The organism is Paraburkholderia phymatum STM815, from assembly GCF_000020045.1.
Taxonomy (GTDB): Bacteria; Pseudomonadota; Gammaproteobacteria; order Burkholderiales; family Burkholderiaceae; genus Paraburkholderia; species Paraburkholderia phymatum.
Map to the genome: position 1 here is coordinate 556,856 of NC_010622.1, position 24,259 is coordinate 581,114.

At 63.0% G+C, this 24,259-nt stretch carries 20 protein-coding genes; 14 read left to right on the forward strand and 6 right to left on the reverse strand.

The features are described from left to right. The first annotated feature begins 215 nt into the window (after positions 1–215). The 7 genes from BPHY_RS02455 to BPHY_RS02485 all read left to right on the forward strand — a co-directional run bounded on the left by BPHY_RS02455 (position 216) and on the right by BPHY_RS02485 (position 8,351). Positions 216–998: an L-iditol 2-dehydrogenase gene (locus BPHY_RS02455; RefSeq protein ID WP_012399906.1), complete on the forward strand. Its 783-nt coding sequence runs from the start codon at positions 216–218 to the stop codon at positions 996–998. A gap of 89 nt (positions 999–1,087) precedes the next feature. Continuing rightward, a complete protein-coding gene (locus BPHY_RS02460; RefSeq protein WP_012399907.1) occupies positions 1,088–2,410 on the forward strand; it encodes an ABC transporter substrate-binding protein in 1,323 nt (440 codons plus the stop codon). 224 nt (positions 2,411–2,634) lie between these two features. After that, positions 2,635–3,573 carry a carbohydrate ABC transporter permease gene (locus tag BPHY_RS02465; protein ID WP_012399908.1) on the forward strand — a complete coding sequence of 313 codons (939 nt, stop codon included), beginning with the start codon at positions 2,635–2,637 and terminating at the stop codon, positions 3,571–3,573. After that, a complete protein-coding gene (locus BPHY_RS02470; protein ID WP_012399909.1) occupies positions 3,570–4,436 on the forward strand; it encodes a carbohydrate ABC transporter permease in 867 nt (288 codons plus the stop codon). The genes BPHY_RS02465 and BPHY_RS02470 overlap by 4 nt, the downstream gene beginning before the upstream one ends. Continuing rightward, complete coding sequence (locus tag BPHY_RS02475) at positions 4,433–5,125, forward strand: HAD family hydrolase (RefSeq protein ID WP_012399910.1); 693 nt, start codon at positions 4,433–4,435, stop codon at positions 5,123–5,125. Before BPHY_RS02470 ends, BPHY_RS02475 begins: the two co-directional genes overlap by 4 nt. An 89-nt stretch (positions 5,126–5,214) precedes the next feature. After that, a complete protein-coding gene (locus BPHY_RS02480) occupies positions 5,215–6,324 on the forward strand; it encodes an ABC transporter ATP-binding protein (protein ID WP_012399911.1) in 1,110 nt (369 codons plus the stop codon). 248 nt (positions 6,325–6,572) lie between these two features. Further along, positions 6,573–8,351, forward strand: coding sequence for a tetratricopeptide repeat protein (locus BPHY_RS02485; RefSeq protein WP_012399912.1), 1,779 nt, complete (start codon positions 6,573–6,575; stop codon positions 8,349–8,351). Between the two features lie 28 nt (positions 8,352–8,379). Here BPHY_RS02485 and BPHY_RS02490 read toward each other — a convergent pair whose 3' ends face one another. The 3 genes from BPHY_RS02490 to dalD form a co-directional block, all read right to left on the reverse strand. Beyond that, positions 8,380–9,348 (reverse strand): sugar-binding transcriptional regulator, encoded by a 969-nt coding sequence (locus tag BPHY_RS02490; protein WP_012399913.1) that lies wholly within the window; start codon positions 9,346–9,348, stop codon positions 8,380–8,382. 111 nt (positions 9,349–9,459) lie between these two features. Next, positions 9,460–10,944 carry a xylulokinase gene (gene xylB, locus BPHY_RS02495; RefSeq protein ID WP_012399914.1) on the reverse strand — a complete coding sequence of 495 codons (1,485 nt, stop codon included), beginning with the start codon at positions 10,942–10,944 and terminating at the stop codon, positions 9,460–9,462. Between the two features lie 170 nt (positions 10,945–11,114). Further along, the gene (gene dalD, locus BPHY_RS02500; RefSeq protein WP_012399915.1) at positions 11,115–12,524 is read right to left on the reverse strand and encodes a D-arabinitol 4-dehydrogenase; all 1,410 of its coding nucleotides are present in this window, start codon (positions 12,522–12,524) and stop codon (positions 11,115–11,117) included. Positions 12,525–13,092: 568 nt separating this feature from the next. On the opposite strand from dalD, the gene BPHY_RS02510 reads away from it, so the two are divergent. The 7 genes from BPHY_RS02510 (at position 13,093) to BPHY_RS02540 (ending at position 21,236) form a co-directional block, all read left to right on the forward strand. Continuing rightward, the gene (locus BPHY_RS02510; protein ID WP_012399916.1) at positions 13,093–14,112 is read left to right on the forward strand and encodes an AraC family transcriptional regulator; all 1,020 of its coding nucleotides are present in this window, start codon (positions 13,093–13,095) and stop codon (positions 14,110–14,112) included. Positions 14,113–14,200: 88 nt separating this feature from the next. Then, entirely contained in the window at positions 14,201–15,166 is a 966-nt protein-coding gene (locus BPHY_RS02515) for an ABC transporter substrate-binding protein (protein WP_012399917.1), read from the forward strand. A gap of 63 nt (positions 15,167–15,229) precedes the next feature. Next, positions 15,230–16,765, forward strand: a complete 1,536-nt coding sequence (locus BPHY_RS02520) for a sugar ABC transporter ATP-binding protein (protein WP_012399918.1) — start codon at positions 15,230–15,232, stop codon at positions 16,763–16,765. Continuing rightward, entirely contained in the window at positions 16,752–17,753 is a 1,002-nt protein-coding gene (locus BPHY_RS02525) for an ABC transporter permease (protein WP_012399919.1), read from the forward strand. The genes BPHY_RS02520 and BPHY_RS02525 overlap by 14 nt, the downstream gene beginning before the upstream one ends. A gap of 44 nt (positions 17,754–17,797) precedes the next feature. Next, on the forward strand, positions 17,798–18,886 hold the full coding sequence (locus BPHY_RS02530; RefSeq protein WP_012399920.1) for an erythritol/L-threitol dehydrogenase: 1,089 nt from the start codon (positions 17,798–17,800) through the stop codon (positions 18,884–18,886). Between the two features lie 68 nt (positions 18,887–18,954). Next, a complete protein-coding gene (locus BPHY_RS02535) occupies positions 18,955–20,499 on the forward strand; it encodes an FGGY-family carbohydrate kinase (protein WP_012399921.1) in 1,545 nt (514 codons plus the stop codon). Continuing rightward, positions 20,496–21,236: an SDR family oxidoreductase gene (locus BPHY_RS02540; protein ID WP_012399922.1), complete on the forward strand. Its 741-nt coding sequence runs from the start codon at positions 20,496–20,498 to the stop codon at positions 21,234–21,236. The genes BPHY_RS02535 and BPHY_RS02540 overlap by 4 nt, the downstream gene beginning before the upstream one ends. A 148-nt stretch (positions 21,237–21,384) precedes the next feature. On the opposite strand, the gene kynA is transcribed toward BPHY_RS02540, so the two are convergent. From kynA to kynB, 3 genes are read right to left on the reverse strand one after another with little or no spacing between them, the layout of a single operon-like run. After that, complete coding sequence (gene kynA / locus BPHY_RS02545) at positions 21,385–22,320, reverse strand: tryptophan 2,3-dioxygenase (RefSeq protein WP_012399923.1); 936 nt, start codon at positions 22,318–22,320, stop codon at positions 21,385–21,387. 10 nt (positions 22,321–22,330) lie between these two features. After that, the gene (gene kynU, locus BPHY_RS02550) at positions 22,331–23,581 is read right to left on the reverse strand and encodes a kynureninase (protein ID WP_012399924.1); all 1,251 of its coding nucleotides are present in this window, start codon (positions 23,579–23,581) and stop codon (positions 22,331–22,333) included. A gap of 46 nt (positions 23,582–23,627) precedes the next feature. Beyond that, positions 23,628–24,257: an arylformamidase gene (gene kynB / locus BPHY_RS02555; protein WP_012399925.1), complete on the reverse strand. Its 630-nt coding sequence runs from the start codon at positions 24,255–24,257 to the stop codon at positions 23,628–23,630. Positions 24,258–24,259: the final 2 nt, after the last annotated feature.

A 24,259-nucleotide genomic window follows, 5' to 3' on the forward strand; every position in this document is an offset into this window, starting at 1 on the left:
CCGTTGCAACGTCATCGCCGATTCTTAATGAGACGGCCGTAGACGAGCCTGTCGGTGGTGCCGCGCTGCACCATCGAAATTGCACGGCGCGCCTTGACATGACCGGACGCGTATCCGATCATTCGATCACAACGAGAGCAATTGCTCGATTACCGGGCGTTAGCTCGTGCTGATCGAAACGTCGATCGAAGAATCAAACGAATCGGAGACAGGTTGTGACAGCCCGACTGCAAGGCAAGGTGGCGATTCTCACGGGCGCGGCGAGCGGTATCGGAGAGGCGGTGGCCCGGCGGTATCTGGAAGAGGGCGCGCACTGCGTACTGGTGGACGTGAAGCCGGCGAGCGATTTCGCGCACGCGCTACGCGAATCGGACGGCGATCGCGTGCTGACCCTGAGCGCAGACGTGACGAAGCGTGACGACATCGGGCGCATCGTTGAGCAAACGGTGCAGCGTTTCGGCCAGATCGATATTCTCTTCAACAACGCGGCGCTGTTCGACATGCGGCCGCTCCTCGACGAATCCTGGGACATCTTCGACAAGCTCTTCGCGGTCAACGTGAAAGGCATGTTCTTTCTGATGCAGGCCGTCGCGCAGCGCATGGTCGAGCAGGGCCACGGTGGCAAGATCGTCAACATGTCGTCGCAGGCGGGCCGCCGCGGCGAGGCGCTTGTGTCGCATTACTGCGCGACCAAGGCTGCCGTGCTCAGTTATACGCAGTCGGCCGCGCTCGCGCTCGCGCCGCACCAGATCAACGTGAACGGCATCGCACCGGGCGTCGTCGATACGCCAATGTGGGACCAGGTCGATGCGCTCTTCGCGCGTTACGAAAACCGGCCGCTCGGCGAGAAGAAGCGTCTCGTCGGTGAAGCGGTGCCGCTGGGCAGAATGGGACTGCCCGCGGATCTGACGGGGGCGGCGCTGTTCCTCGCATCGTCCGATGCGGATTACATCACCGCGCAAACCCTGAATGTCGACGGCGGCAACTGGATGAGCTGACGGGCATTCATTCGCCGCAACCGCTACCCGGCGCACACGCAACCGCCGGTCACGTACCAAAACGCAAGTACGAATAAAGGAGACAAACGATGAAGCCCACCTGCAAACCCGCGCTCAACGCATTCGGCGCCGCGGCGCTCGCGTGCGCTGCTTTCGGCGCCAACGCGGCGACCGTGACGATCGCGACATTGAACAACCCGGACATGATCGAGCTGAAGAAGCTGTCGCCGGCATTCGAGAAAGCGAATCCCGACATCAAGCTCAACTGGGTGATTCTGGAAGAAAACGTGCTGCGTCAGCGCGCGACGACGGACATCACGACGGGCAGCGGCCAGTTCGACGTGATGACCATCGGCGCGTATGAAACGCCGCAATGGGGCAAGCGCGGCTGGCTCACGCCGCTCACGGATCTGCCCGCCGATTACGATCTGAACGACGTCGTGAAGACGGCGCGCGACGGTCTTTCTTACAACGGCTCGCTGTACGCGCTGCCCTTCTACGTCGAAAGCTCGATGACGTATTACCGCAAGGATCTGTTCGCGGCGAAGGGCCTGAAGATGCCCGATAACCCGACCTACGACCAGATCGCCCAGTTCGCCGACAAGCTCACCGACAAATCCGCGGGCACCTACGGCATCTGCCTGCGCGGCAAGGCCGGCTGGGGCGAGAACATGGCCTACGTGACGACGCTCGTGAACACCTTCGGCGGACGCTGGTTCGACGAAAAGTGGCACGCGCAGCTGACCACACCGGAATGGAAGAAGGCGGTGTCGTTCTACGTCGATCTGTTGAAGAAGGACGGTCCTCCCGGAGCCAGCTCGAACGGTTTCAACGAAAACCTCACGCTGATGTCGTCGGGCAAGTGTGCGATGTGGATCGACGCGACGGTCGCGGCCGGCATGCTTTATAACAAGCAGCAATCGCAGATCGCTGACAAGGTCGGCTTCGCGGCTGCACCCACGCAAGCAACGCCGAACGGCTCGCACTGGCTGTGGGCGTGGGCGCTGGCAATTCCGAAGTCGTCGAAGCAGACCGATGCGGCCAAGAAGTTCATCACGTGGGCGACGTCGAAGCAGTACATCGAACTCGCCGCGAAGGATGAAGGCTGGGCATCGGTGCCGCCGGGTACGCGTCAGTCGACGTATGCACGCCCTGAATACAAGCAGGCCGCGCCGTTCGCCGACTTCGTGCTGAAGGCCATCGAAACAGCCGATCCGACGCATCCGACGGCAAAGCCCGTGCCGTACACGGGCGTGCAGTTCGTCGGTATTCCCGAGTTCCAGTCGTTCGGCACGGTGGTCGGCCAGAGCATCTCGGGTGCGGTGGCGGGCCAGATGTCGGTCGATCAGGCGCTGGCAGCGGGCAACGCAACGGCCGACCGCGCCGTGAAGCAGGCGGGCTATCAGAAGTGAGCCTGAAGCAATACCTTCTGTGAAATTGGCATGCCGTCTGCGTCACCGCGCGCGGACGGCGTGCGCAAGACCTTCCCGTAGCCTGGCAGGGAAGCAGTACCCAGCCGGAACCGATGCACAACGCCGGCCGACAGTGCAGTTCAACTGCATCGTCAGCCGGACTCCTGGCAGCACAGTGAGCCGCACGCCCCGCGGCCCGCGCACTACCCAAGAGGTGGTCCATCATGCGTCAACACTTGCGTCTACCCCTCATGCATGCCGAACCCCAGACCGAACACGAGCGCGAAGAGCGCAAGGCCGCGCATGCGCGCTGGCTGGTGAGCCCATCCGTCGGCGTCCTCGTCCTGTGGATGGCCATTCCACTCGCGATGACGATCTGGTTTTCGTTCTCGCGCTACAACCTGCTGAACCCCGATGAAAAGGGCTTCACGGGGCTCGATAACTACAAGTACCTCGCCAGCGACCCGGCCTTCGGTCCGTCGATCGCCCATACGCTGGAATTGATCGTCGCCGTGCTGGTCATCACCGTGGTCGGCGGCGTGCTGCTCGCGGTGCTGTTCGACCGCAAGTTCTACGGGCAGGGTATCGCGCGGTTACTCGCGATCGCGCCGTTCTTCGTGATGCCGACTGTCTCCGCGCTGATCTGGAAGAACATGATCCTGCACCCGGTGTACGGGCTGGTGGCGGACGGCATGCGTGCCGTCGGGCTCGCGCCGGTCGACTGGTTCGCGGATTATCCATTGACATCCGTGATCATCATCGTCGCGTGGCAGTGGTTGCCGTTCGCGTTCCTGATTCTCTTCACCGCGATCCAGTCGCTCGACCAGGAGCAGAAGGAAGCAGCGAAGATCGACGGCGCCGGCCCGTTCGCGATGTTCTTCTTCATCACGCTGCCGCACCTGAAGCGTGCGATCGCTGTCGTCGTGATGATGGAAACCATTTTCCTGCTGTCGATCTTCGCCGAAATCTACACGACGACGGGCGGCGGTCCAGGCAACGCGACCACCAACCTGTCGTACCTGATCTATGCGCTCGGCCTGCAACAGTTCGACGTCGGCCTTGCATCCGCAGGCGGGATTCTCGCCGTGGTGCTCGCGAATATCGTGTCGTTCTTCCTCGTGCGCATGCTCGCGAAGAACCTGAAAGGGGAGTACGAAAAATGAGCCAGCTTGCCGCTACACCTGTCACGACGAAACCGACGAAAGCCAATTCGCCGCTCGCGGTCGTCGGCCGCAGCATTCCGGGCATCCTCGCGTGGTTCATCGCGCTGCTGCTGTTCTTCCCGATCTTCTGGATGACGATCACGGCATTCAAGACGGAGCAGCAGGCTTACGCGTCGTCGCTGTTCTTCACGCCGACGCTGGAGAGCTTTCGCGAAGTCTTTGCGCGCAGCAATTACTTCGGCTTCGCGTGGAACTCGATCCTGATCTCCGTCGGCGTCACGCTGCTGTGTCTGATTCTCGCCGTGCCGTGCGCCTACGCGATGGCGTTCTTCCCGACGCGCCGCACGCAGAAAGTGCTGCTGTGGATGCTGTCGACCAAAATGATGCCGTCCGTCGGCGTGCTGGTGCCGATCTATCTGCTGTGGAAGAACAGCGGCCTGCTCGATACCGTCAGCGGACTCGTGATCGTCTACACGCTGATCAATCTGCCCATTGCCGTGTGGATGTCGTTCACGTACTTCGCCGAAATTCCGCGCGACATTCTCGAAGCGGGACGCATCGACGGCGCGGCGACGTGGCAGGAAATCGTCTACCTGCTGATGCCCATGTCGTTGCCGGGTCTCGCATCGACCGCGCTGTTGCTGGTGATCCTGTCGTGGAACGAGGCATTCTGGAGCATCAACCTGTCCAGTTCCAACGCTGCTCCGCTGACCGTGTTCATCGCGTCGTATTCGAGTCCTGAAGGTCTGTTCTGGGCGAAGCTGTCGGCGGCGTCGCTGCTGGCCGTCGCGCCAATCCTGATCGTCGGCTGGGTTTCGCAGAAACAGCTCGTGCGTGGCCTTACCTTCGGGGCAGTCAAGTGACGGACATCAGAACCGACGCGAACCTCGCGCTGATCTGCGACTGCGACGGCGTGCTGATCGACAGCGAAGCCGTCGCGGCCACGGTCATCGTGCAGCAACTCGAAGCGCGCTGGCCAGGCCTCGACATCGCACCCGTCGTGATGCCGTTGCTCGGGCTGCGCACCGAGCGCGTGCTGCAAGGCGCGGCCTCCGCGCTCGGCATGGCGCTGACGGCGGATGACATCGACGCGATCCGCGTGTCGGTCGGCGCGTCGGCCGTCAAGGCGCCGATGGTCGAAGGCATCGACGCGGCACTCGCGCAAATCCCGCTGACGAAGGCCTGCGCGAGCAACAGCGACCGCGGTTACGTCGAAGCGGTGCTGGAGCGCACGGGTCTTGTGAAGCACTTCGGCAGCCGTCTGTTTTGCGCGGATACCGTCGAGGCGCCGAAGCCCGCGCCCGACGTCTATCTGGCCGCTGCACGCGCAATCGGCGTGGACCCGCAAGCGTGTCTCGTGATCGAGGACAGCGTGGCAGGCGTGACGGCCGCGACGGCGGCGGGCATGACGGTGTACGGGTTCATCGGCGGCGGGCACGCGAGCGACGAGCAGGTCGGCACGTTGCGGCGGCTCGGCGCGCAGCACATTTTCGACGACATGAAGCTTTTGCCGGAACTCGTCGAGCGATGGCTGCATCGCGTGACGGCGTAAGAACTCGATGTAGCAGGGACTGCAAATATTTCGTACGGGACGGGATTAAGCGCTGGAGCGCCAATGCCCGTCGACATTGGAGACACATCATGGCAAGCGTAACGCTGCGCAACATCAGAAAGGCCTACGACGACAACGAGGTGATGCGCAACATCAACCTCGACATCCAGGACGGCGAGTTCGTCGTGTTCGTCGGCCCTAGCGGCTGCGGCAAGTCCACGCTAATGCGGATGATTGCCGGCCTCGAAGACATCTCGGGCGGCGATCTGCATATCGACGGCACGCGCATGAACGACGTGCCGCCCGCCAAGCGCGGCATTGCGATGGTGTTCCAGTCGTACGCGCTCTATCCGCACATGACGCTGTACGACAACATGGCATTCGGCCTGAAGCTCGCGGGCACGAAGAAACCGGAGATCGACGCTGCCGTGCGCAATGCCGCGAAGATCCTGCATATCGATCACCTGCTCGAGCGCAAGCCGAAGCAGCTGTCGGGTGGCCAGCGGCAGCGCGTTGCCATCGGCCGGGCGATCACGCGCAAGCCGAAGGTGTTCCTGTTCGACGAGCCGCTGTCTAACCTCGACGCCGCGCTGCGCGTGAAGATGCGCCTCGAATTCGCGCGCCTGCACGACGAGCTGAAGACCACGATGATCTACGTGACGCACGATCAGGTCGAAGCGATGACGCTCGCGGACAAGATCGTCGTGCTGTCGGCGGGCAATCTGGAGCAGGTCGGCAGCCCGAACACGCTGTATCACGCGCCGGCGAACCGCTTCGTCGCGGGCTTCATCGGCTCACCGAAGATGAACTTTCTCGAAGGTGTCGTGCAGTCGGTGTCGGCGAGCGGCGTTCTCGTCAAATACGAAACGGGCGAGACGCAGCTCGTGCTGGTCGAGCCGGGCCGCGCGAAAGAAGGCGACAAGGTGACGGTCGGCATTCGCCCGGAGCATCTGCATATCGACGTGCAGGACTACGGCGTGTCGGCGCGCATCATGGCTGTCGAATCGCTTGGCGATGCGGCGTATCTGTACGCCGAAAGCAGCGTGGCGCCCGACGGTCTGATTGCGCGCATTCCGCCGCTCGAACGGCACGAGAAGGGCGCAACGTTGCGCCTCGGCGCAACGGCCGATCATTGCCATCTGTTCGACAGCGACGGTAGTGCATTCCAGCGCAAGATCGTCGAGGTGCTGGCGGCCTGATTCACCGCGTTACATCGCAAACAGGGCGCCGTTGCTATCGCTGCAACGGCGCTTTGCTTTATGAAAGACTCGGACTTGTCCGATAGTTCCGCGCCGTATCCCATATCAAAATTGTGCATTGTCTGGCAGCGTGCATCTGAGCCGTTGTTCAGGTGGTTCTGTCCGGCACCCGTCCATTCCCGCCCGGCACGTCTCCCGCAATTGCGTCAGATTGCGCAAACATTCGCGTGCGGCCGACTCAAGACGCCATGCACAACGCCTCCCTCCTCATATACGACAACACTTCTCCGGCGTCCGTCGAGCATGCGCTGGCGCTGCATCGCGCGGGCGATCTCGATCGCGCCGGGCAGGCGTATCGCGCGATTCTCGACCTGCAACCCGACGACGCGAACACGCGCTACATGCTCGGCGTTTTGCATCTGCAGCGCCAGGAAGTCGAACGGGCGATCGAGTGCTTCGACGCATCGCTCGCGCTGCAGCCGGATCACGCCGACTGTCTGAACGATCGAGGCATCGCGGCGCTTTCGCGTGGCGACCATGAAGATGCCGCTCACTTCTTTCGCCGGGCAACCGAATGTGCGCCGCACGATGCGCTTGCTCACTGCAATCTGGGCAAGGCGCTGCGTCGTCTGTCGAAGCCGGAAGAAGCGCTGGCCAGCTTTCAGCGGGCGCTCGCGCTGGACGACGGCGATGTCGAAGCGGCGCTTGGCAGCGCAGACATGCTCGAGACCCTCGCGCGTCCGCATGAAGCGGTGACCGCGTATGAATACGCGGCGCGCTTTGCACCTGACGATATGCGCGTATTGCTCGGCCTCGGCTTGACGCTCAACGCGGTGTGCCGCCACGCCGACGCGGCAGCGTGTTTCGAACGCGCGCTGCGGCAGGAGCCGGAAAACGTGCACGCGTTGTTTGGCATTGCCTTCGCGATCGACGGCCAGTTGAAGTTCGAAGAAGCTGTGCTCCGCTACCAGCGCGCGCTCGAAGTCTTGCCGCATTCACCGACGCTCCTCAACAACATCGCTTTCACGTTGACCTGCCTGTCGCGCTATGACGAAGCCGACGAACATCTTCGCCGCGCAATTGAAATTGCACCGGATCTGTCGAACGCCCACAAGCTGCTCGGGATGTCGGAATTGCGGCGCGGGAATTTCCGCAAGGGCTGGACGAGCTACGAGCATCGCAAGACGACGCAGAGCGGGCTGCACGATTACCCGCCGCTCGATTTTCCCGAGTGGGAGGGCGAGCCGCTCGACGGCAAGCGCTTTCTGCTGGCGCGCGAGCAGGGCGCGGGTGATCAGTTGCAGTTCATCCGATACGCCGGCGTGCTGCACGATCTGGGCGCAACCGTCGACGTCTGGACGAGCGACGAACTGACGCCGTTGTTTGCGCGCATGCGCGGTGTGCAGCGCGTCCTCACGCAGGCGCCGACGAGCGGCTACGACTACTACTGCAGGATGATGAGCGTGCCGACGTGGCTCGACGACGAGGCGATTCCGCATGCCGTGCCGTATCTGTCCGCGGCAGAAGCCGAGGTCGATGCATGGCGCGCGCGGATCGGGCAGGCGGCGGGTTCAAACAGGCGAGTCGGCCTGGTGTGGGCGGGCAACCCGCAGCACTACCTCGATGTCTACCGTTCGGCGCCCCTCGCCGCGCTCGAGCCGCTCGCTTCCGTGCGCGGCTTTGCGTGGTTCGCGCTGCAGAAGGGCGCACCCGAATCGCAGCTGGATGGCGTTGCGCATCGCTGGCCGATCTGCGCGCTCGGCGAGTGGCTCGACAGCTTCCACGCGACGGCGGCCCTGATCGAGTCGCTGGACCTTGTCATTACCGTCGACACATCCGTCGCGCATCTGGCGGGTGCGCTCGGCAAGCCGGTGTGGGTGTTGCTGCCGAAGCAGGCCGACTGGCGCTGGATGATGTCGGGCGACACCAGCCCGTGGTATCCGACCGCGCGCCTGTTCCGGCAGCAGGTTCTGGGCGACTGGACGCCCGTGGTCGAATCCGTACGCGGCGCGCTCGAAGCGCTATAACCGCACAGCGCTTCCGACGCCGGGCGGATTAGCGCGTCGCCGCTCCATTCTCGTGATTCAGCGCGGCGCGCGCACACAGCTCGTCGGTCACCAGTCCCGACAGCCAGCCCCCCTTCAACGCGGCAATCACCGCATTACGTTTGCGTTCGCCGCCCGCGAAGCCGATGACGGGACGCTTCGGCGGTGAATCGAGCCGCAAGCTGGTCACACGGCGGCCCGTCGGCGATTCGACGCGTGCGCCGTCCGCGTCGATCGGCAGGCCGAGCAGTTCGGCCACGGCGCCGAGCGACACCAGTTCCTCGACTTCATCGGACGTGATGAAGCCGTCTTCATGCAGCGGACAATGCAGGCCGATGTTGCCGATGCCGACGAACGCGACATCGGCCTCGCCGGACAGCGATTCGACGATCCGGTACAAACGGTGATTGCACCACTGCGCACGTTCCGCCTCGCTATCGGCGATCAGCGGCGCGGGCAGCAGGAAGTGCTTGCCGCCCGTCTTCTCGGAGATGTGCAGCGCAACGTCGTAGCGGTTGGACGAGCCGTCCTGCGCAATCGCGCCGACCATCGACACCAGCCGGTGCTGCGGCCGCTCCAGCTGCCCGACCTGATCGACGACGGCCTTCAGCGTCCGGCCGCTGCTCACCGCGACGACCATCGGCCGTTCTTCGTTGAGATAGCGCTCCATCACCTGCGCGCCTGCGACGGCGAGCTTGCGGTCGATCTCTTCCGGCTTGTCGTTGTCGACGGGGACGACTTCGCACATCGACAGGCCGTAGCGCTTCGACAGCTGATCGGCCAGCGACAGGCAGTCGGCGAGCCGATGATCGACGCGCACCCGGATCAGATTCTTTTCGACGGCGAACGCGACGAGCCGCTGCGCGACGGGCCTCGACACCTGCAGTTTTTCCGCGATCTCGTTTTGCGTATTGCCGGCGACGTAATAGAGCCAGGCGGCGCGCGTTGCGAGATCGAGTTTTTCAGTGGACTTGGGCACGATGTGGGCGGTCAGGATTGCGCCGGAGCGCGTGACACCAGGAAGCCCTTAACGGGCGTTCCGGTGCGTTGCATGCGTGTGGCGTTCATCGCAATGTGCTTCATATCCGCATTACGCGGTGTTCGCTTCTCGCGCGGGCGCGAACATCGGCTTCACATGACGATACAACGCGCGATAGCTGGCGAGCCGCTCGCGCAGCACCGCGTGCCGCTGCGGATTCGGCGTGAATTCGGCTTCGATGGGCGGCTTGGTCAGCACCTTGGCGGGATCGCCGCCGGCCGCGAGCCAGCCCAGACGCGCCGCGCCGAGTGCCGCGCCCGTTTCGCCGCCGCCATGCTTGCGTGTGGTCGTATTCAGCGAATCGGCGAGCAGTTGTGCCCAGTAATTGCTGCGGGCGCCGCCGCCGAGCAGCGACAGCGCGTTCACTTCCGTGCCCGCGGCGCGCAACGCGTCGAGGCCGTCCGTCAGTGCGAGCGTCACGCCTTCGAGGACCGCGTAGCCCAGCAGCGCGCGGTCGGTGGCGTGCGTCATGCCGAAGAACACGCCTTGCGCGTACGGATCGTTATGCGGCGTGCGCTCGCCCGAGAGGTACGGCAGGAAGAGCGGTGCGGTGACGAGCGTTTCGTCCGGCAGCTTGTCGACTTCCGCGAGCAGCGTCGGCTCGTCGGTCGACGTGAGTTTGCAGACCCAACGCAGGCAGCTCGCCGCCGACAACACCACGCTCATCTGATGCCAGCGATCGGGGATCGCGTGACAGAACGCGTGCACGGCGGATTCGGGATTCGGCCGGAAGCTGTCGCCGATCACGCACAGCACGCCCGACGTGCCGAGCGACACGAAGCCGTCGCCCGGCTGCGTTGCGCCGATGCCGATCGCACTCGTTGCGTTGTCGCCGCCGCCTGCCGCGACCACGACGGGTTCGCGCAAGCCGAGTTCGCGTGCGAGTTCGGCGCGCAGCATGCCCGATGGCGCGCTGCCTTCGGCGAGACGCGGCATGTGCGAGCGGTTCAGGTGACAGGCTGCGAGCAGCGTGTCGGACCAGTCGCGCTGCGCGACATCGAGCCAGAGCGTGCCGGCGGCGTCGGACGGATCGGAGACCTTGTCGCCCGTCAGTTGCAGGCGCAAGTAGTCCTTCGGCAGCAGCACGCACGCCGTCTGCCGGAAAATCTCGGGCTCATGACGCGCGACCCACAACAGTTTCGGCGCAGTGAAACCGGGCATCGCCAGATTGCCGGCGATCCGATGCAGGTCCGGCGCGCGGCGATACAGCTCGTCGCATTCTTCGACGGCGCGCATGTCGTTCCACAGAATTGCCGGACGCAGCACGCGGTCTTCGTGATCGAGCAGGACGGCGCCGTGCATCTGTCCCGACAGGCCGATACCGCGAATCTGCGCGAACTGTTCCGCAAAGCGCTCGCGCAGCGCGAACAGCGCGGTGCGCGTGCCTTGCCACCAGTCGGACGGATTCTGTTCCGACCAGCGTTGATGCGGCCGCGAAACGGTGAACGGAGAACCTGCCGTGCCGACCACGCGTCCATCGGACGCGAGCAGCAGAACTTTCACTTCGGACGTGCCGAGGTCGATGCCGAGATACATGGGCGCGAAACCTTCGTCGGTAGGAGATGCGCTACTTTAGCCGCATGCCGCGTGCGATGCCATGCGCAAAAGACCTGACGGGCGCGAGGCGTCGCGAGCGGCGATCAATGGGAGCGGCCGCGCGTGAACAGCGTTCATGCGCGGCCATGAGATTGCGAATGTTTAAGGGTTTATTTGCGGCGCTTGTCGAGCCATGCGTCGACGCGTCCGAGTGCCGAACGCACCACGCTTTCGAGCGCAGCCGACCCCGCCATGCTGCCCCACAGCAGCCGGTCCGCGCAGAATGCCTGGACGGAATCGCCTGCCTTGAAGAAGCCGCGCGCGACGCTTTCGTCCATCACGCCGTCCTGATATGTGTATGGCAACTGGCCGCGCTGCCATCGGTCGAGGAAGCGCAAGAAGAGCGCGGGCAGCATTGCCGTTGCGTTCGGCTCGACCTTGCGCGCGAAGCACTCGGATAGCGTCGGCGCGATGAAGCCGGGAATCTTCGAGAAACCATCGGCGGCGACACGTTGATTCGTGTCCTGGATATAAGGATTGCCGAAGCGTTCGAGCACGACGTCGCGATACTTCGCGAGATCGAGCGGACTGGGTGTGAGGCACGGAATCACGTCTTGCGTCACGTAGTCGTGCGCAAACTGACGGATCTCGGGATCGAGCGTGCCTTCGTGGATGAACGACAGGCCGACCAGCGTACCCGCCCACGCGATGCAGCTATGCGTCGCGTTGAGGATGCGGATTTTCGCTTCTTCGTACGGCAGCACCGATTCGACGAGTTCCGCACCGACCTGTTCCCACGCGGGCCGCCCCGCGATGAAGTGATCTTCGATTACCCACTGGATGAACGATTCGCCCATCACGGGGCATGCGTCGTCGACGCCTGTTGCTGCCTTCACGCGCTCGCGCACGTCGGGTGTCGGCCGCGGCGTGATGCGATCGACCATTGAGTTGGGACATGCCGTGTTCGTATCGAACCACTGACGCAGCACGCTCGCGCCGCGCCCGTCGAGGAACTGCGTCATGCCTGCGCGGAAGCGCTCGCCGTTGCTGCGCAGGTTATCGCACGTCTGCAGCGTCACGGGGCCCGCGTTGCGCTGCATGCGCGCTTCGAGAATCGCGGCGAGCGCGCCGTAGATGGTGGTGCGCGCACCGTTCAGATCGGCGGCGAGGTCGGGGTTGACCGTGTCGAGCCGGTCGTGCTCGTCAAGGTAATAGCCGCCTTCCGTGACCGTGAACGCAATGATCTTGCACGCCGGATCGGCGCCCGCTTCCACGAGCGCGTCCAGATTCGGCGACCACGGCACCACGCGCTCGATCGAGCGGATCGTTTCATAGGCGCGCTTGCCTTGCGGCGTGACGGTTTCGAGCGTGTAGACGCCGTTCTGTGCGGCGAGCGCGTCCGCGACGGCGTTCATGTCGCTGCGGATGTTGCCGACGGTCAGCGACCAGTGCGGATCGGTGGGTTGCCGCGCTTCATTGAGGCGATGCAGATACCAGGCCTGATGCGCGCGATGGAACGAGCCTGCGCCGATATGCAGGATCACCTGCTTGCTTGCGCCGCTGCTGGGGCCGCTGTTCATGTGCGTCTCCTGTGTCGGCCGGAGTTCGTGCTGCCTGCGCGCGGCTCCGGTCTCATGCTGGTTTTGAACGTGTTATGCGCACGTGCTTTGGCGTGCGTTCCTTCGGATAAGTCTAGAAGCTGTGCCGGCGTTGTGCGCCAGTGTATTCGAGTGCAAGAACATTTGCTCTGCGCGTGAACTAATGATCGTATTCGAGCGGCTGAATGTCAAGGCGCAGGAGGCGGCTTTTCGTGGCGCAGCGCGACGGGGCGGGTCGGTCCGGCGTGTGGGGTGCTCCCGGCCCGGTCTTATGCGGCGGGCGCTCGCAGTGCTGTTGCATTGCATCAAATTTGACAACGAAAGCGCCAGGATTAACCCGAATGCAAAAAAGTATCGGTCCGCGGTCTTATTTCTAGTGGCCGCCATTGCGTCCGGGGACTAACTTTCGTTACACACAACAAGAGCGGCGCAGACACAGGAGGAAGACAGATGAAGGGCATCGTCATGCCGGTTACCTGGTTGCACGTGCATCGACCTGCGTGTCGATGTGCGCAGCCGGGCCGCTGAGCCGTTGCATCGGGAGACCGACGTGCAACCCGATCTCGAACTGGTCACCGTGCGCCGCGACGAGTCGTTCAAGGCGTGGTATCACGGCTTTCCATACCGCACGGTGCGCTGGCACTTCCACCCGGAATTTGAAATCCATCTGATCGTTGCGACGACGGGCAAGATGTTTGTCGGCGATTACATCGGTCCTTTTGCGCCCGGCAATCTCGTGCTGATGGGCCCGAATCTGCCGCACAACTGGGTGAGCGAAGTGCCCGAAGGCGTGACGATCGAACAGCGCAATCTCGTCGTACAGTTCCCGCAGGACTTCGTCGCGCATTGCACGCAGAGCTTCCCCGAGTGGCGCACGCTCGAAGCGCTGCTGGCGGATTCGCGGCGCGGCGTGTCGTTCGGCGCGCAGACCAGCGCGAAGATCCAGCCGCTCTTCATGGAACTGCTCGACGCGCGCGGCCTGCGCCGTATCGTGCTGTTCTTGTCGATGATGGAAATCCTGCTGAATGCGAGCGACCGCGAACTGCTTGCGAGCCCCGCGTATCAGATCGACCCGACCAGCTACGCGTCGACGCGCATCAATCACGTGCTGTCGTATATCGGTAAAAACCTTTCATCGGAACTGCGCGAGTCCGAACTCGCTCAGCTCGCCGGCCAGAGCGTGAGCGCATTCTCGCGATACTTTCGCCGGCATACTGGCCTGACGTTCGTGCAGTACGTCAACCGGATGCGCATCAACCTCGCCTGCCAGCTGCTGATGGACGATGAGCTGAGCGTCACCGACATCTGCTACAAGGTCGGCTTCAACAATCTGTCGAACTTCAACCGGCAGTTTCTTACCGCGAAGGGCATGGCCCCGTCGAAGTTCCGCCGCTTCCAGCAACTGAACGACGCGAGCCGCGTCGCTTCCGAAGCGGCAGCGGCGCAAGGCAAGGGCATCGCCAATGCGCCCTCGATCGTGCCCGCCGCGCAAACGCAGGTTCATGCGCACGGCCAGCCGCGCGCCGCACCCGCGCATCCGCCTCGCGGTTCGCCGCTGCCGACGAACTAGGGCACCCCAGCAATCCCGACGTTTCACCTCCTCATCGCGCTTCAGACAGCGCGAGGGAAGCACTCATCCTCATAAACGGAGACAAACCATGACGCATAGCAACGCATCAAATGGCACATCGCAACAGCCCCGCACGCTGCGCCTTCGCGCGACGCTCGCCTTCGCCGCCGTGATGCTCGGCACACCGCTGTTGGCGCCCGCCGCCGCGGACGCCGCGCCGCTGAAGATCGGCATGACGTTCCAGGAGCTGAACAATCCTTACTTCGTAACGATGCAAAAGGCGCTCAACGATGCCGCGGCGTCGATCGGCGCGACGGTCGTCGTCACCGACGCGCACCACGACGTGAGCAAGCAGGTCAGCGACGTCGAAGACATGCTGCAGAAGAAGATCGACATTCTGCTGGTGAATCCGACCGACTCGACGGGTATCCAGTCGGCCGTCACGTCTGCGAAGAAGGCAGGCGCCGTGGTCGTCGCGGTCGACGCGAACGCGAACGGCCCTGTCGATTCGTTTGTCGGCTCGAAGAATTTCGACGCCGGCCAGATGTCGTGCGAATACCTCGCGAAGGCGATCGGCGGCAGCGGCGAGGTGGCAATTCTCGATGGCATCCCCGTCGTGCCGATTCTCGAGCGGGTGCGCGGGTGCAAGGCGGCGCTCGCGAAGTTCCCGAATGTGAAGGTCGTCGACACGCAGAACGGCAAGCAGGAGCGCGCAACGGCGCTGTCCGTCACGGAGAACATGATCCAGGCGCATCCGAACCTGAAGGGCATCTTCAGTGTGAACGACGGCGGCTCGATGGGTGCCTTGTCCGCCATCGAATCGTCGGGCAAGGACATCAAGCTGACGAGCGTCGACGGCGCGCCGGAAGCGATCACCGCAATCCAGAAGCCGAACTCGAAGTTCATCGAAACGTCCGCGCAGTTCCCACGCGACCAGATTCGCCTCGCGATCGGCGTGGCGCTCGCGAAGAAGTGGGGCGCCAATGTGCCGAAGACGATTCCCGTCGACGTGAAACTGGTCGACAAGGACAACGCGAAGGGCTTCAGCTGGTAAGCAAGGCGTCGTGTATGCGGTGACGGGTGCAGGCACGCGGCACCGCATGAACAAGGAAACGCGATGGACACGATCCTCAAACTCGACAACATCACGAAGAGCTTTCCGGGCGTGAAGGCGTTGCAGGGCATTCATCTGGAGATCGCGCGCGGCGAGATTCACGCGCTGCTCGGCGAGAACGGCGCGGGCAAGTCGACGCTGATGAAGATCTTGTGCGGCATCTATCAGCCCGACGACGGCACGATCGTGATCGACGGCGAAGCGCGGCACTTCATGAGCTATCACGATGCCGTGGCGGCCGGCGTCGGCATCGTGTTTCAGGAGTTCAGCCTGATTCCGTATCTGAATGCCGTCGAGAACATGTTCCTCGGACGCGAACTGCACAATCTCTTCGGCATGCTGGAGCGCACGAAGATGCGCCGCGCGGCCGCGCAGATTTTCGCGCGGCTTGGCGTGGCGATCGATCTGTCCGTGCCGATCCGCGAGCTGTCCGTCGCGCAGCAGCAGTTCGTCGAAATCGGCAAGGCGTTGTCGCTGAACGCGCGCATCCTGATCCTCGACGAGCCGACGGCCACGCTCACGCCCGCCGAAGCCGAGCATCTGTTCACGATCATGCGCGATCTGAAACAGCAGGGCGTGGCGATGATCTTCATCTCGCATCACCTCGAAGAGATTTTCGAAGTGTGCGATCGCATCACGGTGCTGCGCGACGGGCAGTATGTCGGTATGACGGACGTCGCTCAGACGGACGTGAGCCGGCTCGTCGAGATGATGGTGGGACGCAAGATCGAAAACAGCTTTCCGCCGAAGCCGACGCTGCCTCCCGATGCGAAGCACGTGCTCGAAGTGAACGCGTTGCAGTTGCATAAGGACGGACCCGTCAATCGCTTCTCGCTGCGCGAGGGCGAAATACTGGGCTTCGCGGGGCTCGTCGGCTCGGGCCGCACGGAGACGGCGCTCGCGGTGATCGGCGCGGACGCGGCCCACGTGAAGGACATTCGCGTCAACGGCGCGGCAGTGAATCTGACGGATCCCGCCGATGCGTTGAAATCGGGCATCGGCATTCTGCCCGAGAGCCGCAAGACGGAAGGGTTGATTACGTCGTTCTCGATCAAGCAGAACATCTCGATCAACAACCTCGGCAAATACCGCACGGCACGTTTCTTCATCGATCACGGCAGCGAAGCGAAGGCGACGGCTGACATCATGAAGCGCGTCGGTGTGAAGGCGCCGACGATGCACACTGAAGTCGCGACGCTGTCGGGCGGCAACCAGCAGAAAGTGGTGATCGCGCGCTGGCTGAATCACCACACCAACATTCTCATCTTCGACGAGCCGACGCGCGGCATCGACGTCGGCGCCAAAGCGGAAATCTATGTGCTGATGCGCGAACTCACCGCGCGCGGCTACTCGATCATCATGATTTCGTCGGAACTGCCGGAGATCGTCGGCATGTGCGATCGCGTCGCCGTATTCCGGCAAGGGCGCATCGAAGCGATTCTCGAAGGCGAGCAGATCGAATCGAATGCCGTGATGACTTATGCAACGGCTGGTGCAACAGCCGGCACTCGTGGAGCAATGCAGCATGAACACGCCTAACTCTTCTCCGAAGACCTCGACGGTTGCATCCGACACGCCGGGCGCGCCGTTGCGCCTGAACTGGGCGAGCATCAAGCGCTCGACGCTGTTCTATCCGTTCATCGGTTTGCTCGTCGTGTGCATCGTGATGGTGTTCGCGAGCGACAGCTTCCTGTCGGGCGCGAATCTGGAAAACGTGCTGCGCCAGGTGTCGATCAACGCGATCATCGCGGTCGGCATGACGGCCGTGATCCTGACGGGCGGCATCGATCTGTCCGTCGGCTCCGTGATGGCGCTATCGGGCACGCTCGCCGCCGGCTTGATGGTGGCGGGACTCAACGGCGTCGCGGCGATCGTCATCGGCGTTGCGGTGGGGCTCGGCTTCGGCGTCGCGAACGGCTTCTTCGTCGCGTTCGCGGGTATGCCGCCCATCATCGTCACGCTCGCAACGATGGGCATTGCGCGCGGCCTCGCGCTCATCTACACGGGCGGCTATCCGATCGACGGCTTGCCCGAATGGGTCAGCTTCTTCGGCAGCGGCAAGGTGTTCGGCATTCAGGCGCCCGTGCTCATCATGCTCGTGGTCTATGCGATTGCGTGGCTGCTGCTCGAACGCATGCCGTTCGGCCGCTACGTGTATGCGATAGGCGGCAACGAACAGGCGACGCGTCTGTCTGGCGTTCGCGTCGCGCGCGTGAAGCTGATCGTCTACACGATTGCCGGGCTCACGTCTTCGCTTGCGGCCATTGTGTTGACGTCGCGCCTGATGAGCGGCCAGCCGAACGCGGGTGTCGGCTTCGAGCTCGATGCGATCGCGGCCGTGGTGATGGGCGGCACGTCGATCTCGGGCGGACGCGGCTCGATCATCGGCACGCTGATCGGTGCGCTGCTGCTCGGCGTGCTGAACAACGGCCTGAACATGGTCGGCGTGAATCCGTATGTGCAGAACGTGATCAAGGGCGGAATCATTCTGCTCGCGATCTACATCAGCCGCGAACGCAAGAAGTAACGGTTCCCTTTCCTCTGTTCTCCACTTACAAGCAGGGCAATGCAATGACTACTCAGGACAACAGCAAAAGCATGACGGCGATCGTGTGTCACGCGCCGAAAGACTATCGCGTCGAACGCGTGACGAAGCCACAGGCGCGCGCGCACGAACTCGTGATTCGCATCGCCGCGTGCGGTATCTGTGCCAGCGACTGCAAATGCCATTCTGGCGCGAAGATGTTCTGGGGCGGACCGAGCCCGTGGGTGAAGGCGCCCGTGATTCCGGGGCATGAGTTCTTTGGCTACGTCGAAGAACTCGGTGAAGGGGCCGCCGAGCATTTCGACGTGAAGAAGGGCGACCGCGTGATTGCCGAACAGATCGTGCCGTGCGGTAAATGCCGCTATTGCAGGTCCGGCCAGTACTGGATGTGCGAAGTGCACAACATCTTCGGCTTCCAGCGTGAAGTTGCGGACGGCGGTATGGCCGAATACATGCGCATTCCGCCGACGGCGATCGTGCACAAGATTCCCGATGGCATCTCGCTCGAAGATGCCGCGATCATCGAACCGCTCGCGTGCGCGATTCACACCGTCAATCGCGGCGACATTCAACTGGACGATGTCGTCGTGATCGCGGGCGCGGGGCCGCTCGGCTTGATGATGACGCAAGTCGCGCACCTGAAGACGCCGAAGAAACTCGTTGTGATCGATCTGGTCGACGAGCGTCTCGAACTTGCACGCGAATATGGCGCCGATGTGACGATCAATCCGAAGAACGACGATGCGCTCGCCATCGTGAAGTCGCTGACGGACAACTATGGCTGCGATGTCTACATCGAAACGACGGGCGTGCCCGCCGGCGTGAATCAGGGCATGGACCTGATTCGCAAGCTTGGGCGTTTCGTCGAGTTTTCCGTGTTCGGTGCGGAGACTACAATGGACTGGTCGATCATCGGCGACCGCAAGGAGCTCGATGTGCGCGGCGCGCATCTCGGCCCTTACTGCTATCCGGTTGCGATCGATTTGCTGGCGCGCGGACTCGTCACATCGAAAGGCATCGTCACGCACGGTTTTTCGCTCGAAGAATGGGACGAAGCGATCAAGGTCGCGAATTCGCTCGATTCGATCAAGGTGTTGTTGAAGCCTGCCCGCTAGCTGGATAGTTCGTCCGTCATTCGAAAAATGCACAGTGCGCGTCGTGCAGACGCGCACACGGAGACACTATGAATTACGTCATCGGCGTCGATATCGGCACGCAGAGTACGAAGGCCGTGCTCGTCGATCAGAACGGCACCATTGCCGCGCAGCATTCGAGCAGCTATCACCCGGATACGCCGAAGCCGTTGTGGGCCGAGCAGTGGCCCACCGTGTGGACGAAGGCGGTCGTCGAATGCATTGCGCGCTGCGTTGCCAAGGCGCGCGAAGCGGGTGTCGCGTCGAACGCGATCAAGGCCGTGTGCGTGAGCAGCTTGTATGGCGGCTCGGGCATCCCCGTCGACAGCGACATGAAGCCACTGTATCCGTGTCTGATCTGGATGGACCGGCGCGCGACCGCGCAGGTCGAATGGGTCCGCGAAAACGTCGATCTCGACCGTCTGTATGCGATCACGGGCAATAGCGTCGACAGCTACTACGGCTATACGAAGATGCTGTGGCTGCGCGACAACGAGCCGAACGTGTGGGCGAACACGCGCTTCTTCCTGCCGCCCAACGCGTACGTGATCTATCTGCTGACGGGCGAAGTCGCTGTCGATCACAGTTCGGCGGGCAACATCGGCGGCGTGTACGACATCGCGAAGCGCGACTGGTCCGACGAAGCGCTCGACATGCTCGGCATTCCCGCAACGATGATGCCGGAGCATCTCGTCGAATCGTCGGATGTCGTGGGCGGCTTGCTGTCGCAATGGACGGAGCAGCTGGGTCTCGAAGCGGGCACGCCGATCGTCGCGGGCGGCGTCGACGCTGCAATGGCCACCTATGCGGCCGGCGTCACGCGCGCGGGCCAACATGTCGCGATGATCGGCACGAGCATGTGCTGGGGCTACATCAATCAGAGCGTCGATGCGCGGCATGGACTGGTCAGCATGCCGCATGTGTTCAACGGGCTGCGGGACATTTACGTGTTTGGCGGCGCGATTACGGCGGGGGCATCGGTGACGTGGTACCGCGAGCAGTTCTGCCACGCCGAGATCGAAGCCGCCAAGGCGATACCCGACGGCGATGCGCATCAGTTACTCGAAGAAGACGCGGCGCAGATTCCGGCCGGTGCAGATGGCGTCATGTTCTTGCCGTATCTGATGGGGGAGCGCAGCCCCGTGTGGGACGCGAAGGCTAGTGGTGCGTTCGTCGGTCTGAACCTGTATCACACGCGGGCGCATCTGTATCGGGCGGTGCTCGAGGGCGTCGCGTTCGCGCTGCAGCACAACATCGTCGCGGGGCGCAAGGGAGCGAAGTCGCTGGACGACAAGCTGATCGTCGTCGGCGGCGCGGCGCATTCGGACCTGTGGATGTCGATCATCGCGGATATCACGGGTTTCCCTGTGTACACGATCGAACAGGAGGTCGAAGCGGCGATGGGCGCGGCGTTGCTCGCGGCATATGGCACCAGGCTGATTTCGCAAGAGACCGCGCGTGGCGGCTGGGTGAAGCTGATCGAGCGCGTGAAGCCCGATGCGGCGCGACAGGCGATGTACGCGGAGCGCTTCGGCATTTATACGGAACTGTATCCGGCGTTGAAGCCGGTCATGCATCGACTGCAAGCAAAATGAACATGACCTTTGATTTTTCCGGTCGCTCGATACTCGTGACGGGCGCATCGAGCGGCATCGGCCGCACCACGGTCGAGCTGTTGTGCGCAAGCGGCGCGCAGGTTGTGGCGGCGGCGCGCAATGTGGGTGAGTTGGCGCGGCTTGCCGAGGAGGCGGGCTGTGAGCCGTTGGTGCTCGATGTCGGCAACGAGCACGCCATTGACGAAGCGTTGGGTTCGCTCGATGTCGTCTTCGATGGCCTTGTGAATTGTGCGGGCACGACGGTGCTCGAGCGTGCGATCGACACGACGGCAGCGAGCTTCGATAACGTGATGAATGTGAATGCGCGCGGCGCGGCTTTAGTGGCGCGGCATGTTGCGCGTGGGATGATCGGCGCTCGGCGCGCGGGCAGTATTGTCAATGTGTCTAGCCAGGCGGCGCTCGTGGGCCTTGAGGATCATCTGAGCTATTGCGCGTCTAAAGCGGCTATGGATGCCATTACTCGTGTTTTATGTGTTGAACTTGGGGGGCATGGCATTCGCGTGAATAGCGTGAATCCAACCGTTACCTTGACGCCGATGGCAGTGAAGGCCTGGAGCGAGCCTTTCAAGCGTGATCCGGCTTTGCAGGCGATTCCGTTGAAGCGGTTCGCTGAACCGCGAGAAGTCGCTGAGCCGATTTTGTTTTTGCTGAGCGATGCTGCTTCCATGATCAGTGGTGTTGCCTTACCGATTGATGGCGGCTACACCGCGAGGTAAATGTTTTTCGCTGCATCCGCGTGATCTCCGCGCACTTCATGCGTTGCCCGTGCAGGCAACGCTAGCACCACGCAGATACCACGCGGATACTACGCAGATGCCGGTGAAAGAAAAAACCAGACCGGCAAAGCCGCGCCGCAGGTGACCACTACAACATCGTCCTAACCTGCCACAGCTCAGGAAACAACACGACGTCCAGCATCTTGCGCAGATAAGGCGCACCGCTAGTGCCACCCGTACCCTGCTTGAACCCGATAATGCGTTCAACTGTGGTCACATGCCGGAACCGCCATTGGCGGAAGGCATCCTCAAGATCGACGAGTTCTTCGGCCATCTCATACAGCTCCCAATGCTGGGACGGATTGCGATAAACCTCCAGCCAGGCCGCCTCGACAGAAGCGTCATACACGGTAGGCTGAGTCCAGTCACGCTCGAGCCGTGACGAATCGATAGCGAACCCGCGCCGCGAAAGCAGGCGAATCACTTCGTCATAGAAAGACGGCGCCTCGAGCGCAGCTTTGACCTCGGCAAGAACATCAGGATGATGCGCATGCGGCTTGAGCATCTGCTCATTCTTGTTTCCAAGCATGAACTCAAGCTCGCGATACTGATAAGACTGAAACCCCGACGAACTGCCGAGAAACGGCCGCATCGACGTGTATTCGGAGGGCGTCATCGTCGACAACACATTCCACGCTTGCACAAGCTGCTCGAGAATCCGCGACACACGCGCGAGCATCTTGAACGCAGGCGGCAATTCATCCCGATGCACGCAAGCCAGCGCCGCGCGCAACTCATACAACGCGAGCTTCATCCACAGCTCGCTCGTCTGATGCTGGATGATGAACAGCATCTCGTTGTGATCGGGCGATAAAGGGTGCTGCGCACGCAAAATCGAACCCAGCGACAAATAATCGCCGTAACTCATCGACTTCGAAAAATCGAGCTGCGCGTCGTGCCAACCCTCGCCTTCATCGACAGCCATGTGCGAAGCGTGATCCGTACGCAGCGTCGGCGTGCCGCCGTGTCCGAACGGACAGCCTTGCGCCGGCGTGGCTTCCATCATCTTCATGTGATCGGTCATCGCGCGCTCCTCAAGTCACTGCGCCGCGTGCGGCGAATTCAGGCGCACGCCAGGTCTCGTGCGCGAGCACGTGGCGCAGATGCTCGACGGCATCCCACACATCCACATAACGCGTGTACAGCGGCGTAAGGCCGAAGCGCAATACATGCGGCTCGCGATAGTCGCCAATCACGCCACGCGCGATCAACGCCTGCATCACCTCATAACCATGCGGATGCTCGAAGCTCGCGTGCGAGCCGCGTTGCGCATGCGCGCGCGGCGTGACGAGTTCGAGCGGAAACTCCTTGCAGCGCGTCTCGACCAGTTCGATGAACAGATCCGTCAGCGCCAGCGACTTTTTGCGGATCGCCTGCATGTCGGTTTGCAGGAACACGTCGAGACCGCATTCGACGAGCGCCATCGATACCATCGGCTGCGTGCCGCACAGGAAGCGGCCGATGCCGTCGTCGGCGGCATACGTGGGATCCATCGCAAACGGCGCGCGATGTCCCCACCAGCCGGACAGCGGCTGCTCGAAGTCGCCCTGATGCCGATGCGGCACCCACGCAAACGCGGGCGAGCCGGGACCGCCGTTCAGATACTTGTACGTGCAGCCGACAGCGCAATCCGCGCCGACCCCGTTCAGATCGACGGGCACCGCGCCCGCGGAATGCGCGAGGTCCCAGAGCGCGAGCGCGCCCCTGTCGTGGATGAGCTTCGTCACGGCGGCCATGTCGTGCATGTAGCCCGTGCGGTAATTGACGTGCGTGATCATCGCGACGGCGACATCGTCGGTGAGCGCGGCGGGCAGTTCCGACGGGTCGTCGATGAGGCGCAATGCATAGCCGCGATCGAGCAGTTTGATCAGCCCTTGCGCGATGTAGAGGTCGCTCGGAAAGTTCGAGCGCTCGGACACGATCACCCGACGCTTCGGGTCGCGCTTGTCCTGCATGCGAAGCGCCGCCGACAGCAGCTTGAACAGGTTGACCGAAATCGTGTCAGTGACGACGACCTCGTTGTGCGCCGCGCCGATCAGCGTCGCAAGCTTGTTGCCGAGGCGTCGCGGCAGCGAGAACCAGCCGGCCGTGTTCCAGCTGCGGATCAGACCTTCGCCCCATTCCGCGCCAATCACGGTCTGTGCGCGTTGTGCGGCCGCGGCGGGCGGCACGCCGAGCGAATTGCCGTCCAGATAGATGACGTTCGGCGCGAGCGCGAACTGGTCGCGCAACGGCGCGAGCGGATCGGCTGCGTCGAACGCGAGTGCTTCTTCACGTTGATTCATGATGGTTCGTTCAGTCGAAAGAGCGTTCCGGCGGAATGCCGTGGGTTCAGGTAAGCGAGCGCAGTACGGCGCGTACCGGACTGGCATCGAGCGTCGACAGCTTGAGCGGCAACGCGATCAGTTCATAGTCGCCGGGTGCGACGGCATCGAGCACGATGCCTTCGAGTATCGCCATCCGATGCGCGCGAATACGGTGATGCGCATCCATCGTCTTCGATTCCTGCGGATCGAGCGATGGCGTGTCGATGCCGATCAGCTTCACGCCGCGCGCGGCCAGCAGATCGATCGTTTCAGGCGCGACAGCGCAAAAGCCGCTGTCCCAGAAGGTCGTGGGCGCTTCGCGATAGGTGCGCAGCAGCACGCGCGGCGGCACTCCGTCGAGCGACCCGGCGAGATCGTCCGGCATTACCAGCGGCTTCACGCCGATGCAATGGATCACGCGGCAGCGGCCCAGATAGGAATCGAGCGGCACCGCGCCAATTGCCACGCCCCCGGCGTCGTAGTGAAGCGGCGCGTCGGTGTGCGCGCCGGTGTGCGGCGACATCGTCAGGCGCGCAACATTGACGGGCGACCCCGCCTCCATCCGCCACACCCGCTCAATGCCGACGGGCGTATCGCCCGGCCAGACGGGCGTCGCCGTGTCCACGGCAGGCGTGATATCCCAAAGTGTGTCCATGT

Excerpts from the sequence above, each read along its gene's own strand:
- BPHY_RS02460 (WP_012399907.1), top strand. The coding sequence starts at position 1,088 with ATGAAGCCCACCTGCAAACCCGCGCTCAACGCATTCGGCGCCGCGGCG.
- BPHY_RS02465 (WP_012399908.1), top strand. The coding sequence starts at position 2,635 with ATGCGTCAACACTTGCGTCTACCCCTCATGCATGCCGAACCCCAGACC.
- BPHY_RS02470 (WP_012399909.1), top strand. The coding sequence starts at position 3,570 with ATGAGCCAGCTTGCCGCTACACCTGTCACGACGAAACCGACGAAAGCC.
- BPHY_RS02480 (WP_012399911.1), top strand. The coding sequence starts at position 5,215 with ATGGCAAGCGTAACGCTGCGCAACATCAGAAAGGCCTACGACGACAAC.
- BPHY_RS02485 (WP_012399912.1), top strand. The coding sequence starts at position 6,573 with ATGCACAACGCCTCCCTCCTCATATACGACAACACTTCTCCGGCGTCC.
- xylB (WP_012399914.1), bottom strand. The coding sequence starts at position 10,944 with ATGTATCTCGGCATCGACCTCGGCACGTCCGAAGTGAAAGTTCTGCTG.
- dalD (WP_012399915.1), bottom strand. The coding sequence starts at position 12,524 with ATGAACAGCGGCCCCAGCAGCGGCGCAAGCAAGCAGGTGATCCTGCAT.
- BPHY_RS02515 (WP_012399917.1), top strand. The coding sequence starts at position 14,201 with ATGACGCATAGCAACGCATCAAATGGCACATCGCAACAGCCCCGCACG.
- BPHY_RS02520 (WP_012399918.1), top strand. The coding sequence starts at position 15,230 with ATGGACACGATCCTCAAACTCGACAACATCACGAAGAGCTTTCCGGGC.
- BPHY_RS02525 (WP_012399919.1), top strand. The coding sequence starts at position 16,752 with ATGAACACGCCTAACTCTTCTCCGAAGACCTCGACGGTTGCATCCGAC.
- BPHY_RS02530 (WP_012399920.1), top strand. The coding sequence starts at position 17,798 with ATGACTACTCAGGACAACAGCAAAAGCATGACGGCGATCGTGTGTCAC.
- BPHY_RS02535 (WP_012399921.1), top strand. The coding sequence starts at position 18,955 with ATGAATTACGTCATCGGCGTCGATATCGGCACGCAGAGTACGAAGGCC.
- BPHY_RS02540 (WP_012399922.1), top strand. The coding sequence starts at position 20,496 with ATGAACATGACCTTTGATTTTTCCGGTCGCTCGATACTCGTGACGGGC.
- kynA (WP_012399923.1), bottom strand. The coding sequence starts at position 22,320 with ATGACCGATCACATGAAGATGATGGAAGCCACGCCGGCGCAAGGCTGT.
- kynU (WP_012399924.1), bottom strand. The coding sequence starts at position 23,581 with ATGAATCAACGTGAAGAAGCACTCGCGTTCGACGCAGCCGATCCGCTC.
- kynB (WP_012399925.1), bottom strand. The coding sequence starts at position 24,257 with ATGGACACACTTTGGGATATCACGCCTGCCGTGGACACGGCGACGCCC.